The following is a 16,436-nucleotide window of genomic DNA, read 5'->3' on the forward strand; positions in this document are numbered from 1 at the left end:
TAGAAAAAACTTCGGCCCGAAAGGACCTTCCTAAATAGAAAATAAAAATAAGGAACCAGTAACTGGCCCTTTATTTTTATCAAGTGTAACAAAAATTAGTTAGCGTGTCAATCCAAAAATACTTTGCTTGGTGCAGTTTTTTTCATTGCCTGGGCAAGAGCCTCATCCGGCTCCAGAATAATCTTACATGTAGCATTGTCCAGTCTGGTGATCACACCAAAACGTTTGTGCTGTGGATTTCCTGATGAATAGTCAAGAACTTTCATGTTCTGGTTCCCATTATAATAGTCCATTCTGTGGGAATTTAACGGTGCCACCAGGTCTGCCTCAGAAAGATTGAAGCTTTTTACCCTCTTTCTCTTTGACTTTGCCATAACCATATCAATGTCAAACTCTCCGTTCACAAACAGATATTCATACTCCACATCTGTCTTCGGGATTACAAAATAGCATGCAATTCCCAATGCAATAGCTGCAATCCATATCAAGGGGGTGCTAATCAGACTGGCAATTACTGCAATTACTGTCAACACAATCAAGCCATACTTTACAATGCTGTCTTTGATTGTGCGCTCCCGTTTTACCAATAATTCTGAATATAGATCACTCATCCTTTATCACTCCTTTTCTTATTTTTCCGGTCTTCCGGATTATTTTATTAGGCATTATACCACAAAAGGGAACCAACGTCTATGACGATGATTCCCTTTACTGTGGTTTATATTGTTTAGACCACGTTCTTTATGGATTACATCATTCCCATTCCCGGGTTAGCAGCCGGTGCCGGTGTGTCTTCTTTAATAATTGCAACAGCAGATTCTGTTGTCAGTAAGGTAGACGCAACACTTGTAGCGTTCTGAAGGGCACTTCTTGTAACCTTTGCAGGATCAAGGATACCTTCACCTACCATGTCTACATATTTCTCATTAAGAGCATCGAAACCGATTCCTGGTTCAGATTCTCTTACTTTATTAATGATTACAGAGCCTTCCAGTCCTGCATTTGCTGCAATGCGGAACAGAGGAGCTTCCAGAGCTTTCAGGATAATGTTTGCACCTGTCTTTTCATCACCTTCCAGAGTAGCTGCAAGTTTCGCAACTTCTTTGGATGCATGGATGTAAGCAGATCCGCCACCTGCAATGATACCTTCTTCTACTGCTGCTCTTGTAGCTGCAAGAGCATCTTCCAGACGAAGCTTAGCTTCTTTCATTTCTGTCTCAGTGGAAGCACCAACACGGATAACAGCTACGCCGCCAGCCAGTTTTGCAAGTCTTTCCTGTAATTTTTCTTTATCAAATTCAGATTTTGTCTCTTCAATCTGTCCACGGATCTGTGCAACACGGTTTGCGATTGCCTCTTTGTCGCCCATACCGTCAACGATAACTGTGTTTTCTTTTGCAACTTTAACAGATTTCGCACGTCCTAACTGCTCCATAGTTGCATCTTTCAGTTCCAGACCAACTTCTTCGGAGATAACCTGACCGCCTGTAAGGATTGCGATATCCTGAAGCATTTCTTTTCTTCTGTCACCATATCCAGGAGCTTTTACAGCTACTACCTGGAAGGTTCCTCTTAATTTGTTTACAATAAGAGTTGTGAGAGCTTCACCTTCTACATCCTCAGCGATGATGAGAAGTTTCGCACCAACTTTTACGATCTGCTCCAGTAATGGAAGGATTTCCTGGATGTTGCTGATCTTCTTGTCTGTGATCAGGATATATGGATCTTCCAGATTTGCTTCCATTTTTTCCATATCTGTTGACATATATGCGGATACATATCCCCGATCGAACTGCATACCTTCTACAAGGTCAAGTTCTGTGTGCATTGTCTTGGATTCTTCTACTGTGATAACGCCGTCTTTAGAAACTTTTTCCATAGCATCTGCTACTAACTGTCCAACAGTCTCATCGCTTGCGGAAATAGATGCAACGTTTGCGATCTGTTTCTTGCCGCTGATTGCCTGGCTCATGTTCTTGATTGCTTCTACAGCTACATCTGTAGCTTTCTTCATTCCTTTTCTGAGGATGATCGGGTTAGCGCCTGCTGCCAGGTTTCTCATTCCTTCATGAACCATAGCCTGTGCAAGAACTGTAGCTGTTGTTGTACCATCTCCTGCTACATCGTTTGTCTTGGAAGCAACTTCTTTGATCAGCTGTGCGCCCATGTTTTCAAATCCGTCTTCCAGTTCAATTTCTTTTGCGATTGTAACACCGTCGTTTGTGATAAGCGGAGCACCGTATGGTTTGTCAAGAACTACATTTCTTCCTTTCGGTCCTAATGTTACTCTTACTGTATCAGCTAATTTATTTACACCAGCTTCAAGAGCTGCTCTGGCTTCTGCGCCGAATTTAATTTCTTTTGCCATGATAATATGACCTCCTGTTTAAACTCTGATTATTTAACAATTGCAAGAATATCATTCTGTTTTACAATGATATACTCTGTTCCATCCATTTTTACTTCTGTTCCTGAATATTTGGAGTAGATAACCTTATCACCTACAGCTACTTCCATTTTCACTTCTTTGCCATCAACAACTCCGCCAGGTCCTACAGCTACAACTTCTGCCTGCTGTGGTTTCTCCTGTGCCTGTCCCGGAAGAACGATTCCGGATTTTGTTGTCTCTTCTGCTTCAACCTGTTTTAATACAACTCTGTCACCTAAAGGTACTAATGTCATGATCTATGTCCTCCTTTATTCTCCAACTAAAACATTCCTGTTACCGTACCTTTTTTGTTATTGCAAAATATCCGGTAACTGTCTCGGCGCCTTGTCAGATTCTGCCGATTTCTGCTAGCACTCATTTACCTCGAGTGCTAATCACTGTCCATATAATATTTAAAACAAGTAAAATTAGCAACTTCACTGAGTATTGTATAATTTAATATATACTCTTTCTTTCTAATTTATACTCGCTTTTTCTTTCTTTTTCTTAATTTCCAAATTATTTTATCCAAATGGTAGAAATCGCCTGCCAGATTTGCGACAATATAACTGATGTACAATGATAAAGACTGCCTTCTATCCCATATTGTTTAAGGATAAAAGGCAGTCTTAAAATTTAACATTTGTTCTCTTCCGGCTTATCTGATGCCATCAGCCTTTCTTGTTTCTCTGAGCCTTGATCTCCTCCAGCTCATCAAAGATCACCTCATTGAGAACTTTTATATAGGTTCCCTTCATACCTGAGGATCTGGATTCGATCACACCTGCACTTTCAAATTTTCTGAGAGCATTAACGATCACAGACCTTGTAATTCCCACTCGGTCAGCAATCTTACTGGCTACCAGGATTCCCTCATCTCCGTCAAGCTCATCAAAGATATGGATAATCGCCTCCAGTTCTGAGAAGGACAAGGTATTAAATGCAGATTTCACAACCTGCTGTTTTCTGTCTTCCTCTGCGTTCTCCTCATGAACTGCACGCATCATCTCCAGTCCTACGACCGTGGTACCGTACTCACTGACAATGATATCCTCAATATCATAAGGTCTGTCAAATCGATACATAAATACAGTTCCCAGACGCTCACCTGCAATATCAATAGGATTAATAATCCCCTGATAGCTGTTTGACACATGTTCAAAACCAAGTGTCTGCAGATTTACATTCTCTTTCGTTGATAAAACTCCCAGAAATCTCTCATTTAATAAAGTATCTACATATCCACCGACCTTATCCTCTATCAGCTCAGTAATCTCATCAACACCCGGACACAAACTGACGCCCAGAACCTTACCTTTCTTACTGAGTACCAGAATATTGGAGCTCAAGGTCTCCATCAGTACCTGACAGATATCATTGAACACCACCTTGCTAGAGCTGCTGTTGTGCAGAAGCTTATTGATCTTTCTTGTTTTATCCAGCAACTGAACGCTCATATTGTCCTCCTTTCGCCTTTGTTATGTTTAATCATATATTTATAGTCTAATACTACACGTTTTGATTGAAAATTACAAGATAAATTTTACTATTTTTCATTTTATTTTTGCTTTTCTGAAAATAGATTTCTTTTCCAAATATTATTCAACAAATACATTTTCCCCGATGGTATAGATTTTCTGATATTAAAGTTAAAAAGCGCAAAAAAACAGAATTCTGCTGATTTACAGAATCCTGTTTCCTAAGCTTTCCTTTTTACAGATCACTCTCTTTTTCCCCGGTCAGTCCTGTGTTTTTTCTTCTACATAACCACAGGTTTCCTGGCTGCAGACAAGCTTATTTCCCTTTTCTACCATATAGCTTCCGCATTTTGGACATTTCTTTTTGGACGGCTTCTGCCAGGACATAAAATCACATTCCGGATTATTCTCACATCCATAATATTTTCGTCCTTTTTTGGTTTTCTTCAGAACAACTTCCTTACCACATTTCGGACAGAGAACACCGATTTTTTCATAATATGGCTTTGTATTTCTACATTCCGGAAATCCGGGGCAGGCAAGGAAACGTCCGTGAGGACCGTATTTGATCACCATGTTCCTGCCGCAATTATCGCAGATCACATCAGTAACTTCATCCTGAATTTCCACCTTTTCCAGTTCCTTCTCAGCCTCATCCACATCTCTCTTCAGATCCGGATAGAAGTTGCTCACAACTGTCTTCCACTTTACAGTCCCTGCTGCCACACAGTCCAGCAATCCCTCCATGGTAGCTGTAAAATTCACATCTACAATGCTTGGGAAAGCCTGCTTCATAATACTGTTTACCACCTCTCCCAGCTCTGTAACATATAAATTTTTCTGTTCCTTCGCTACATAGCGGCGACTGATGATCGTGGTAATTGTGGGAGCATAGGTACTGGGACGGCCGATTCCAAGCTCTTCCATGGTTTTTACCAGAGAGGCCTCTGTATAATGAGCCGGCGGCTGTGTGAAATGCTGCTCCGGTTTCAATTCCTTCAGAGTAAGCTTCATTCCTTTTTCCAGGCTCTGATTCAGTACGTTTCCTTTTTTCTGGTCTTCTTCGTCTGTATAAACCGACATAAATCCATCAAAGACAATTTTAGAGGCAGCTACTGTAAAAGTATAATCACCTGCTCCTATTTTGACAGAGGTGGTTTCATATTTTGCAGGAGCCATACGGCTGGCTGCAAATCGTCTCCAGATCAGCTGGTAAAGCCTGAACTGGTCTCTGGACAAGGATTCCTTCAGAAGCACCGGAGTCCTGCTGATATCTGTAGGACGGATTGCCTCATGAGCATCCTGTATTTTCTGTCCCTTCTTAACAGCCTTCTCTGTTTTTGATACGTAATCCTCTCCATACTGGGCAGTGATATATTCTCTTGCCGCAGTATCCGCTTCCTCGGAAATTCGTGTAGAATCTGTACGCAGATAAGAGATCACACCTACTGTACCGCTTCCTTTAATATCAACACCTTCATATAATTGCTGAGCAAGACGCATGGTTTTCTGAGTAGAAAAGTTCAGTGTCTTGGCAGCTTCCTGCTGCAGTGTACTGGTGGTAAATGGAAGAGGTGCATTCTTGGTTCTCTCTCCCTTTTTCACTTCCGTAATCTCATATTCCTGATTCTGAAGAGCAGCAAGTAGTTCATCCATTTCCTGCTTATTATGAATATTCATCTTCTTATCTGTACCATAAAATTTAGCCTGCAGAGGTTTTTTCTCACCTTGCACCTGAAATTCTCCGTCCAGACTCCAGTACTCTTCAGGAATAAACACATTGATTTCCTCTTCTCTGTCACAGATGATACGGAGAGCCACAGACTGTACACGGCCTGCACTTAACCCTCTTTTAACCTTTGCCCAGAGAAGCGGACTTATTGTATAACCTACCATTCGGTCCAGCATACGTCTGGCCTGCTGTGCATCTACCAGGTCCATATCCAGATCTCTGGCCTGTTTGATAGAAGCCTTTACTGCAGTTTTAGTGATTTCATTAAAAGTAATCCTGTGCATTTTTTTCGGATCTTCCTTTAACGCCTGCATCAGATGCCAGGAGATTGCCTCTCCCTCACGGTCAGGGTCAGTTGCCAGATAAATCTTATCTGCTTTTTTTGCAGACTTACGTAATTTGGCAAGAAGCTCTCCTTTTCCGCGAATGGTAATATATTTAGGTTCGAAATCATGTTCTACATCAATTCCAAACTGACTTTTGGGGAAATCACGCACATGTCCGTTGGAAGCCTCCACATCATAATTTGCACCCAAAAATTTCTTGATCGTTTTTACTTTTGCAGGTGACTCCACTATCACCAGATATTTCGCCATGCTATCTCTCCTAGTTACAATCTATACTATCTGCTGTCACTGTTTATTTTACAGCAACTTTCTGTTTCATCAGTTGTCCCACAGACAACCGAATTGTTACCTTCTCTACGTCCTTGTATAATAATGTTTTCCACATTCTGTAATCAATCCCTGAAGCATTAATTCTATCAGATAATTACTTACCTGACCAGGAGAAAAACCTGTTTTTCGCACAATATAGTCCACATTTTTTGGTCGTAAATCGAGACAACTATACACCATATTCAAATCACTTGCAAGCCCTAAGTCATTTTTTTCATCGCTTTTTATATCAGTTTTTGTACAGATTTCCAATTCTTCCAGTATAATTTCCGGGCTGTAGGCAATTCCGGCTCCATCATAAATTAGTTTATGGCAGCCCCTGCTCAAAGCATCTGTAACTGCACCTGGAATAGCATACACCATTTTTCCCTGTTCCAAAGCAAACCCTGCTGTGATCAGAGAACCGCTGTTTTCCTTTGCTTCCACGATGAGTACTGCATCTGCCAGTGCACTGATGATACGGTTTCTGGCCGGAAAGCACCATGGCATAGGCTGTGTCCCAGGAGGGCACTCGCTGATCACTCCGCCCCCTTCCCAGAGAATTCTCTCATAAAGCTTTCGATTTGCCCTGGGATAGCAGACATCCACTCCGCTTCCAAGTACTGCAAAGGTAGGCATTTTCCCCTCCAGTGCACCCTTGTGCCCCTCTGAATCAATTCCCAGGGCCATTCCGCTTATAATCTGAATGCCTGCTTCACTTAATACTTTCGCATACCGGAATGCCTGAATTCTGCCATATGGACTGCACATTCTTGCACCAATCACAGCCACTGCCGGCTTTTCTGCCAGAGGCAGTCTGCCCTTTGCATAAAGTTTATTAGGCATAGATGGATACTGTTTCATTTTTACAGGGTATTCCGGATCATCCTTTGTAATGCATCTGATATTTTCAGAAATAGATTCTTTCATATAATAAATACCTTCCCATCTCTTATTTTATGACTGACTCCTTATCAAAAACTCTGTAGGATAAAGCCTCTCCAATATGATGACTGGCAATTTTTTCTTCTCCCTCCATATCTGCAATGGTCCGGGCAACCTTCAGAATCCTGTGATAGGATCTGGCACTGAATGCAATACGTTCAAAAGCTCTTGCCAGCAGTCTGGCACCGCTGTCTGTCACAGGGCAGAATCTGTCGATCTGGCTGCTGCGAAGCTGACCATTGAATTTGATATCCATATCTTTATAACGTTCTTTCTGAAGCTTCTGCACTCTTTCCACCCTGCTTCTGATCACTTCTGAATTTTCTCCTCTTTTTCCCTGATGAAGCTGCTCAAAAGAAATAGGCGGTACTTCTGTACTGATATCAATTCTGTCAAGAAGGGGACGGCTTATCTTTCCCAGATAACCGGCTACCGCCCCCGGAGTGCAGGTACAACGGTTCAGATCCGGATAGTAACCGCAGGGACAGGGATTCATGGCTGCGCACAACATGAAATCTGCCGGAAACGTGTAGGTTCCGCTTACCCTGGCAATATGAATCACCTTATCCTCCAGCGGCTGCCTGAGAAGTTCCAGACTACTTCTGGAAAACTCAGGCATCTCATCCAGAAACAGCACACCCCTGTGGGCCAGCGTAATCTCACCGGGTCTTGGATTGCGTCCCCCACCGGCCAGCGCATAGGCGGTGCTTGTATGATGAGGACTGCGGAAAGGTCTCTGGCTGATCAGAGGATGGTCTCTGGCCAGGAGTCCGGCAATACTATATATTTTGGTAAGTTCCAGCTTCTCTTCAAAGCTTATTCCCGGCATAATCGTAGGCAGCCTTCTGGCAAGCATAGTTTTTCCGGTTCCCGGCGGTCCTATAAACAATATATTATGAAATCCACTCACTGCAATTTCTGCTGCCCTCTTTGCACTTTCCTGTCCTTCAATGTCCGCAAAATCCAGTTGATTCCTTTTCCCTCCGTCTTCCGGTTCCTCCTGCTTTTCTCTCTGTATATAGGGTTCCGGATCATTTAAGCACTGCATCAGTTCCTGAAGATTCTTCACTCCGGCTACCGGAACATCCCGGATCAGCCTGCCCTCCTTTAAATTTCCATAAGGCACCACACACAGTCTGCAGCCCAGATCTCTGGCACAGAGAACCATGGGCAAAATTCCGGAAACCTCATGGATTTCCCCATTCAGACTGATTTCACCGGACATCATCACCCCCTCCAATACCTGAGGCTTTATCATCTCAAAAGCAGCCATCACAGCAGCAGCCACCGGCATATCAAATCCGGCTCCTTCTTTCTTCATATCTGCAGGAGCCAGATTTACTGTGATTTTTTTAGGCGGAAACTGAAAACCATTATTTTTCAGTGCTGTCCGCACTCTGTCCTGTGCCTCCTTCACCTGAGCAGAAGGAAAACCAACCATTGTAAAGGATGGCAGACCATTACTTACATCTGCCTCCACCTGGACCGGACGCACCTCTATCCCCAGAATTGCAGCAGATAAAACACTTGCAAACAAATTTACTCCTTTCTTTGCGCAAAAATCCCCGCTGTTTCACACATAAATATATATTTTGGAAATTACGCAGATGAAATCGCAGTCAAACGATAAAACTCTGCTTAGAAAATAAGAAATGAGAAAAAGATTATCTTTTATTATAGCCCATTTTGCTCTAATTTGCAAGTGTTCATTTTGTTCTGATTTATACTTTTTACATTATAATAAAAAAGGAGCGAACTCTATATGAAATTTCAACGTATTCAGGACTTGCGTACTGATGCTGATATGTCCCAGCGTGAACTCAGCGAAATCCTTCACATCAGTCAGCGTTCCTACTCTCACTATGAGACCGGTTCCAGAAATATTCCCATTGAAATGCTGATTCGCCTTGCCAACTATTATGAAATCAGCCTGGACTATCTTGTGGGACGTACAGATAACAAAAAAATGGCAAAATAAAATATAAATGCAGGAGGAAGGACTGTATTTTCAGTCTATTCCTCCTGCATTTTAATTTCTTATCATAATACCGTCCACTGACGGATGAACTTTTGCGCCCTCTGCCTTTTTTCTGGTTTTTATATACGCATATAGCCTGCCGTTGTCAAAGGTCAGGAAACCCTTTGCCTTATTTCCCAGAGAATCTTTAAAGGAAAAATTTGCCGCATTTCCTGCCACAGATTTTTTCACATTTGCCTCACACACAGCAGTTCCTTTTTTGTTGGTCTGTGTATAAGTAAAGGTAATGGTTTTCTCTGTAAGCTCTGTGATCTGTATGGTAACCCTTCCGTTTTCGCTTTTCCAGACTCCCATATAATCCTCAGGATTAAAAGCAGGTGCCCTGGTAATAACAGGTGTGGGAGTTACTGTAGGAATCGGTGTAGGCGTAGGAGTTGGTGTCGCAGCCGGGGTGGGTGTCACTGTAGGAATACTGGCCAGTGCTGCTATGGCCTCATCTTTTTTCTGCTGTTTTTCCATAGCCTGTTTCTGTCTGGCCATAAGGATTCCTGCCAGACCTACAAGCAGGAATATAATAATCAATACAATAAGAAGTCTGGTCAGTATTCTTTTTTTTCTGCCTCTTCTGTTTCTCCTGTTATGTTTCGTTTCCGACAAATTATCCGTCTCCTTTTATATAGCGGATATTTTCAAACCGCTTCATCTATTACTTACTTTTTTCCTTAATGATACCTTTTCTGTAAGCTTCCAGAAGCTGGATCAGTTCCTGGATTCTTTCCTTCAGGGCATATCCGGTATCTGTATCTCCAACCAGCAGACGTCTCGGTGTATAACGGACTGCAACACGGTTTGAAGCAATATCTGTTTCCTTTGCAATAGCATCTGCCTTAGATGTAAAGGGCTCATGGGCACAGAGAGTCAGTCCATAGGAATTATAGATCAAAGTATATCCTGCAATTCCCGTAACCTTCCGATAGGCCTTACAAAAACCACCATCAATCACAATTACCTTGCCATTACATTTCACAGGGCTCTCACCTTCACTCTGATGAACAGGAACATGTCCATTAATAATATGTCCCTTTTCCGGATCCAGTCCAAACTCAAGAAGCATCTGGTCCACGATTTCCTCTTTCTCCCAGAGTCTGTAGTATGCATTTTTCTTCTCCTCATGAGTAGCAGGATCTTCAATAAAATACCTTTCAAAAGTACTCATTTTGCTTTTTCCAAACAAAGGAGAATTAGGTGCTGCCCAGATATACCACATAATATCTCTGCCTTTTTTCTGTTCCTCTTTATCTACCGCATAATACGCTCTGCGCACATAGGCTTCCAGAATATCATAAAGTTCCTTACCCTTATAGCTTTTCCCATAGATCTGTACTTCACGGAAGGTTCCATCCTCATTGAGAGGAATGCTTCCATGAAAAAGCAGATTCCCGTTATATGCTTTATAAAGTCCCCCTTTATCAAGAAGAAAAAGGATATGTCTCTGAAGCTTTTCACAATTACGAAAAGCTGAGGAAAGTTTATCCATAACCTCCCTTTCTCCTTCAGTAAGCTCATAAGGATGGTTCCAGTCTACAGTAGGAAAGTTCGTATCCCGCAGTGGATATTCCTTTCCATCCGGCATGACGATCGTTCCCTTTTTCGGATCGATCCTGTGCAGTAATGCCCTGTCTTCCATCTGGAATTCCCTGTGCTTACGCACAAGCTTTCCTTCTAATTTAAACTGGATCACAGCAATGGCCTTATGCATTTTTTTGCCCAATTCTTTTTCCAGAATATTATAATCAGAATTTCCTTTTATGGAAAAAATCTCACAGGAATCTTCTCCGTAAACTTCCATGGCAAAAGTGGCCAGAGGCAGCATATTAATTCCATATCCATCCTCCAGAATATCCAGATTACCATATCGGATACTGTTTCTTAAAACAGTGGCAATACATGCCTGCTGTCCTGCCGCCGCACCCATCCACACTACATCATGGTTTCCCCACTGGATATCCAGGGAATGATATTCCATCAGTCTGTCCATAATAAAATGAGGTGCCGGACCTCTGTCATAAATATCCCCCAGAATGTGCAGATGATCCACAACCAGCCTCTGGATCAATTCTGCCAGGGCAATAATAAAATTTTCTGCCCTTCCAATCTGAATAATGGTATTTACGATCGCATCATAATAAGCTTCTTTATCCAGTACTTCTGCTTTCTCTGTGATCAGCTCCTCGATCACATAGGCATAATCTGCCGGCAAAGCCTTGCGTACCTTGGATCTGGTATATTTGGAGGCAGTTGTCTTACACACCTCGATCAGACGGTAAAGGGTAATCTTATACCAGTTTTCCATATCCTCTTCTTCATTTTTAATCACATCAATTTTATCCTTGGGATAATAGATCAGAGTAGCAAGAGCCCGCTTGTCACTGTTGCTGAGAGTATGTCCAAACACATCATCAATCTTTTTACGCACTGCTCCTGAGCCATTCCTGAGGACATGGGAAAATGCCTCATATTCTCCGTGCAGGTCTGACAGAAAATGTTCCGTACCCTTAGGCAGATTCAGAATCGACTGCAGGTTGATGATTTCCGTAGAAGCTTTTCCTATTGTAGGATAAAGCTCAGCCAGTCTCTGTAAATATCTTAATTCTTCTTTTCGCATATCCATCTCCTTGTTTTCCTGTCTCTTATGATATGTCCAATCTGACACTTGTACAGATCAGTTGGTGAAATCAAACAATGACATCTGATTGGACTGAGGAATATCGCCGAACAATTTCAGGTCATCCATCAGATCAATTACAGTTTTACTAACTTTGGTCCTGTCACGAAAATCATCCTTTGACAAAAATCTGCCCTGTTTGGCAGCATCCACCACTGCATCTGCCGCCTTACCTCCCAGACCATCAATGGTGGCCAGTGCTGGCATCAGTTTTCCGTCTACAATCTGGAACCGCTGGGCCTTGGCAGTATAAATATCAATAGGAACAAACTCAATCCCTCTGGCATACATTTCCTGTACAATACGCATATCTTTTAAAGTATCCTGATCTTTCTTTGAGGCAGCATCTCCTTTTTTGCGTATCTCTGCCATATAATATTCCAGACGTTCTTTTCCCATACACATCAGTTCGTAAGAAAAGGCAGTGGCACGAATACTGAAATAAGCCGCATAATAGGCCAATGGCTGAAATACCTTATACCAGGCAATACGATATGCCATCATAACATAGGCTGCTGCATGAGCCTTGGGGAACATATACTTGATCAGCTTACAGGACCAGATATACCAGTCCGGCACATCATGCTCCTTCATAGTCGTGATCCACTCCTCACGAAGACCCTTGCCCTTACGGACACTCTCCATAATGGTAAAGGCCAGACCACTCTCCACTCCCTTACCGATCAGATAGATCATAATATCATCACGTGTACAGATCGCAGTGGAAATCGTTGCTTTTCCTTCCTGGATCAGTACCTGGGCATTTCCCAGCCATACATCAGTACCATGGGAAAGCCCCGCAATACGAACCAGATCAGAGAAATATTTCGGCTTAGTATCTATAAGCATCTGCATGGCAAAATCTGTACCAAACTCCGGAATTCCCAGACAGCCAAGCTTACATCCCCCTATATCCTCAGGCTCAATGTGAAGTGCCTTCGTGCTGGCAAACAGTGACATCACATCCTTCTGATCCAGTGGAATATCCCTGGCACTGATGCCTGTCAGATCTTCCAGCATACGGATCATGGTAGGATCATCATGCCCGAGTATATCAAGCTTCAGCAGGTTTCCGTCAATAGAATGATAATCAAAATGTGTTGTGATAATATCACTGTTCACATCATTGGCCGGATGCTGAACCGGAGTAAATTTCTCAATCTCTTCTCCCATAGGAAGTACGATAATTCCTCCCGGATGCTGTCCGGTAGTCCTTCGCACACCGGTGCAGCCCTGGACAATACGGTTAATCTCACAGTAACGCTTATGTACTCCACGTTCTTCATAATAATTTTTCACATAACCAAAGGCAGTTTTCTCGGCAAGTGTACCAATGGTACCTGCCTTGAAGGTCTGGCCCTTTCCGAAAATAACCTCCGTATATCTGTGAGCATTCGCCTGATATTCTCCGGAAAAGTTAAGGTCAATATCCGGTTCCTTATCTCCCTTGAATCCCAGGAATGTCTCGAAAGGAATATCAAATCCCTCTTTCTTCATTTTGGTTCCACATTTAGGGCATATCTTATCCGGCATATCACAACCTGCCATTCCGGAATACTTTCTGACCTCAGGAGAATCAAAATCACTGTATTTACAGTCAGGATTAGGGCACAAATAGTGGGGCGGCAGAGGATTAACCTCTGTAATTCCTGACATAGTCGCTGCCAGAGAGGAACCTACAGAGCCTCGGGAGCCTACCAGATATCCATCTTCATTAGACTTCCATACCAGCTTCTGGGCAATAATATACATTACCGCATAACCATTGGAAATAATGGAATGCAGTTCTTTATCCAGACGGTCCTCTACAATCTTTGGAAGAGGATCGCCGTACATTTCATGAGCCTTGGTAAAGCAGATATTCTTCAGATCCTGATCCGAATTTTCAATAACTGGTGGAAATTTGTCCGGATGGATCGGTGAAATTTTTTCGATCATATCTGCGATCTTACCTGGATTTGTGATCACCACTTCCTCAGCCTTTTCGCTGCCCAGATAGGAAAACTCATCCAGCATTTCCTCCGTAGTACGCAGATACAGAGGCGCCTGCTCATCCGCATCTGAAAATCCATTACCGGCCATAATGATCCGGCGGTAAACCTCATCCTGAGGATCCATAAAATGTACATCACAGGTAGCTACCACCGGCTTTTTAAACTGTTCTCCAAGCTTCACGATCCGGCGGTTGATCTCCCGGAGATCCTCCTCTGAATTTATCATATCATGCTTTTCATCTGCAAGCATGAACTTATTGTTTCCTATTGGCTGGATTTCCAGATAATCATAAAAATTCACCAATCTGGCGATTTCTGCCTCAGGTGCATTCCTAAGAAGGGCCTGATACAGCTCCCCTGCTTCACAGGCACTTCCTACCAAAAGTCCTTCTCTATATTTTTCCAGCACGCTCTTTGGTACTCGTGGTCTTCTGTGATAGTATTTCAGATGAGACTGGCTGACAAGCTTGTACAGGTTAATGCGTCCCGGTTCATTCCGCATAAAAATAATAGCATGATAAGTAGGCAGTTTTCTGACAGTATCCGTTGAAACTGCTCCCTGCTTATTTAATTCATCCACATCTACGATATCACGTTCTGCCAGCATCTGCACAAATTTCACAAAGATCTCCGCAGTGCACGCCGCATCATCCACTGCCCTGTGATGATTCTCCAGGGAAACACCTACTGCTTTCGCTACTGTATCCAGCTTAAAACGGTTCAATGCAGGAAGCAGAAATCTGGCCATACCTACAGTATCCACATAGGTAAAATCATGAGAAAGCCCCAGTCTGTCACAGTTTTTCATAATAAATCCCATATCAAAGTCTGCATTGTGGGCAACCATTACCGCACCCTTGCAGAATTCCAGGAATCTGGGCAAAACCTCCTCGATGGGAGGGGCGTCCATTACCATACTGTCATTAATACTGGTCAGCTGTTCAATCCGAAAAGGAATGGGAACCCTGGGATTTACAAAAGTAGAAAAACGCTCTGTGATCTGGCCATTCTCTACAAGCACTGCTCCAATTTCGATGATATGACAGGTCAGAGAGGAAAAGCCTGTGGTTTCAATATCAAATACCACAAATTTCCCATCCAGGCTTTGTCCTTTACCATTTGTAACCATACCCTTTAAATCATCTACCAGGTAAGCCTCCATACCATAAAGAACTTTAAAATCCGAATCCTTGGGCACACAACCGCCCCATGCATCAAAGCAGTGGTTTGCCTCCGGAAAAGCCTGAACTACGCCATGATCTGTAATGGCAATTGCCTTGTGTCCCCATTCATAGGCACGCTTTACCAGAGCCTTGGCATCTGTGACTCCATCCATATCACTCATTTTGGTATGACAATGAAGCTCCACTCGCTTTTGAGGGCTGGTATCCACCCTGGCAGTGGTAAAATTGGCAATCTTCTTAATTCCCGCAATGGAACCGATGGTCAGTTCACTGTCAAAACGGTCAATTGTAGTAACACCTCGGAGCTTTAAAAAAGCTCCCTTCTTTACATGCTCTGTAACCTCAGGCACCTGCTCGTTTCTGAGGAACATTTTTACTACAATACTGTCTGTAAAGTCTGTAATCGGAAAGATCAGGATTGTTTTCTCATTACGGATCTCCCTTGCTTCCACATCCATAACCTGTCCGCGTACAATAACTTCACCCATCTCGCCGGTAATAGATTCCAAGGTAATGGGCTCTCCTTCAAAGTCTCTTCCATAAATAACATCCGGATTGCTGTCCTTGCGGAAACCGCCGCGGAAATCTCCTTTTTTTTCTTTCCGCTCTCCAAAGGACGGTTTTTTCTCCTGTTTTACAGATGTCTTGTCTTCTTTTTTGTCTTTGTTTTCCGTCTTCGCCGTCTTTACCTCTTCTGCCGGCTTCTGTCCGTCCTCTTCTTTGCTGCTGTTCAGTTTTGCATGGCGGATAACATTATCTACCTCCTGTGCAATCTGGGCAGCTGCATTTTTCCTGTATCTGCTCTCCTGTGTCTCCACAAAATCCAGTTCCACCTTCAGATCCATGCCACATCTCTCGCAAAAAACCTTGTGGAGATATTCCACCAGAATTTCACTTTTCTCCCTGGCGATTACAGAATCCGGAAGTATCATACGCAAATCATTCTCTCCCGGAAAAGTAATCTGTGCCTGTTTGAACATATTGTACTCAAGCATGTTATAGCTGCGCAGTTCCAGTTCCATACTGGAACGATAAGTTTCCAGAAAGTTCTCCGGGGTATACTGTCTGGACAACCGGAATTTTTCAATAACAGTCACTCGCAGTTCAAGTCCTGAGAAAAGCTGCCTTTCAATCTGGTCCTCCAATTCAAAAATATGTTTCTTGTGGATCCACCGTTCACTTTTTATATAAACCCAGATATGAGTTTTGGAGGGATTACAGGAAACTTTGGTCACAGTGACCATTTCCAGCAATTCCTCCAATTCTTTTTTCACTTTTAAGTTGGGAAATACATCAAAAAAATCTTTTTCCAAAAT

Annotated in this window: 11 protein-coding genes; 1 reads left to right on the forward strand and 10 read right to left on the reverse strand. The window is 42.8% G+C overall.

The annotated features are described in order from the left end of the window. Positions 1-107: 107 nt before the first annotated feature. The 7 genes from ACTNC6_RS13445 to ACTNC6_RS13475 form a co-directional block, all read right to left on the reverse strand. Positions 108-611, reverse strand: coding sequence for a DUF6106 family protein (locus tag ACTNC6_RS13445; protein ID WP_441044344.1), 504 nt, complete (start codon positions 609-611; stop codon positions 108-110). Between the two features lie 137 nt (positions 612-748). Next, complete coding sequence (gene groL / locus ACTNC6_RS13450; RefSeq protein ID WP_441044345.1) at positions 749-2,368, reverse strand: chaperonin GroEL; 1,620 nt, start codon at positions 2,366-2,368, stop codon at positions 749-751. Between the two features lie 29 nt (positions 2,369-2,397). Continuing rightward, entirely contained in the window at positions 2,398-2,682 is a 285-nt protein-coding gene (gene groES, locus ACTNC6_RS13455) for a co-chaperone GroES (protein WP_008705701.1), read from the reverse strand. Between the two features lie 417 nt (positions 2,683-3,099). Next, positions 3,100-3,885 carry a GTP-sensing pleiotropic transcriptional regulator CodY gene (codY, locus tag ACTNC6_RS13460; protein WP_019160969.1) on the reverse strand — a complete coding sequence of 262 codons (786 nt, stop codon included), beginning with the start codon at positions 3,883-3,885 and terminating at the stop codon, positions 3,100-3,102. Positions 3,886-4,167: 282 nt separating this feature from the next. After that, positions 4,168-6,234 carry a type I DNA topoisomerase gene (gene topA, locus ACTNC6_RS13465; RefSeq protein WP_441044346.1) on the reverse strand — a complete coding sequence of 689 codons (2,067 nt, stop codon included), beginning with the start codon at positions 6,232-6,234 and terminating at the stop codon, positions 4,168-4,170. Positions 6,235-6,339: 105 nt separating this feature from the next. Further along, positions 6,340-7,224: a DNA-processing protein DprA gene (dprA, locus tag ACTNC6_RS13470; RefSeq protein ID WP_441034912.1), complete on the reverse strand. Its 885-nt coding sequence runs from the start codon at positions 7,222-7,224 to the stop codon at positions 6,340-6,342. 22 nt (positions 7,225-7,246) lie between these two features. Further along, positions 7,247-8,776: a YifB family Mg chelatase-like AAA ATPase gene (locus ACTNC6_RS13475; protein ID WP_441034914.1), complete on the reverse strand. Its 1,530-nt coding sequence runs from the start codon at positions 8,774-8,776 to the stop codon at positions 7,247-7,249. 225 nt (positions 8,777-9,001) lie between these two features. Between ACTNC6_RS13475 and ACTNC6_RS13480 the strand changes: the two genes are divergently transcribed. Continuing rightward, positions 9,002-9,217: a helix-turn-helix domain-containing protein gene (locus ACTNC6_RS13480; protein WP_019160965.1), complete on the forward strand. Its 216-nt coding sequence runs from the start codon at positions 9,002-9,004 to the stop codon at positions 9,215-9,217. A 51-nt stretch (positions 9,218-9,268) separates the two neighbouring features. On the opposite strand, the gene ACTNC6_RS13485 is transcribed toward ACTNC6_RS13480, so the two are convergent. The 3 genes from ACTNC6_RS13485 to ACTNC6_RS13495 are packed head-to-tail and all read right to left on the reverse strand — an operon-like array spanning position 9,269 to position 16,433. Beyond that, a complete protein-coding gene (locus ACTNC6_RS13485) occupies positions 9,269-9,874 on the reverse strand; it encodes a hypothetical protein (RefSeq protein ID WP_441034916.1) in 606 nt (201 codons plus the stop codon). Positions 9,875-9,923: 49 nt separating this feature from the next. After that, positions 9,924-11,882 (reverse strand): fructose-1,6-bisphosphatase, encoded by a 1,959-nt coding sequence (locus ACTNC6_RS13490; RefSeq protein WP_441034969.1) that lies wholly within the window; start codon positions 11,880-11,882, stop codon positions 9,924-9,926. A 57-nt stretch (positions 11,883-11,939) separates the two neighbouring features. Continuing rightward, a complete protein-coding gene (locus tag ACTNC6_RS13495; protein WP_441044347.1) occupies positions 11,940-16,433 on the reverse strand; it encodes a PolC-type DNA polymerase III in 4,494 nt (1,497 codons plus the stop codon). Between the last annotated feature and the right edge of the window lie 3 nt (positions 16,434-16,436).

Source organism: Blautia sp. HCP3S3_C4 (assembly GCF_052064095.1).
Classification (GTDB): domain Bacteria; phylum Bacillota; class Clostridia; order Lachnospirales; family Lachnospiraceae; genus Blautia_A.

Excerpts from the sequence above, each read along its gene's own strand:
- ACTNC6_RS13445 (WP_441044344.1), bottom strand. The coding sequence starts at position 611 with ATGAGTGATCTATATTCAGAATTATTGGTAAAACGGGAGCGCACAATC.
- groL (WP_441044345.1), bottom strand. The coding sequence starts at position 2,368 with ATGGCAAAAGAAATTAAATTCGGCGCAGAAGCCAGAGCAGCTCTTGAA.
- groES (WP_008705701.1), bottom strand. The coding sequence starts at position 2,682 with ATGACATTAGTACCTTTAGGTGACAGAGTTGTATTAAAACAGGTTGAA.
- codY (WP_019160969.1), bottom strand. The coding sequence starts at position 3,885 with ATGAGCGTTCAGTTGCTGGATAAAACAAGAAAGATCAATAAGCTTCTG.
- topA (WP_441044346.1), bottom strand. The coding sequence starts at position 6,234 with ATGGCGAAATATCTGGTGATAGTGGAGTCACCTGCAAAAGTAAAAACG.
- dprA (WP_441034912.1), bottom strand. The coding sequence starts at position 7,224 with ATGAAAGAATCTATTTCTGAAAATATCAGATGCATTACAAAGGATGAT.
- ACTNC6_RS13480 (WP_019160965.1), top strand. The coding sequence starts at position 9,002 with ATGAAATTTCAACGTATTCAGGACTTGCGTACTGATGCTGATATGTCC.
- ACTNC6_RS13490 (WP_441034969.1), bottom strand. The coding sequence starts at position 11,882 with ATGCGAAAAGAAGAATTAAGATATTTACAGAGACTGGCTGAGCTTTAT.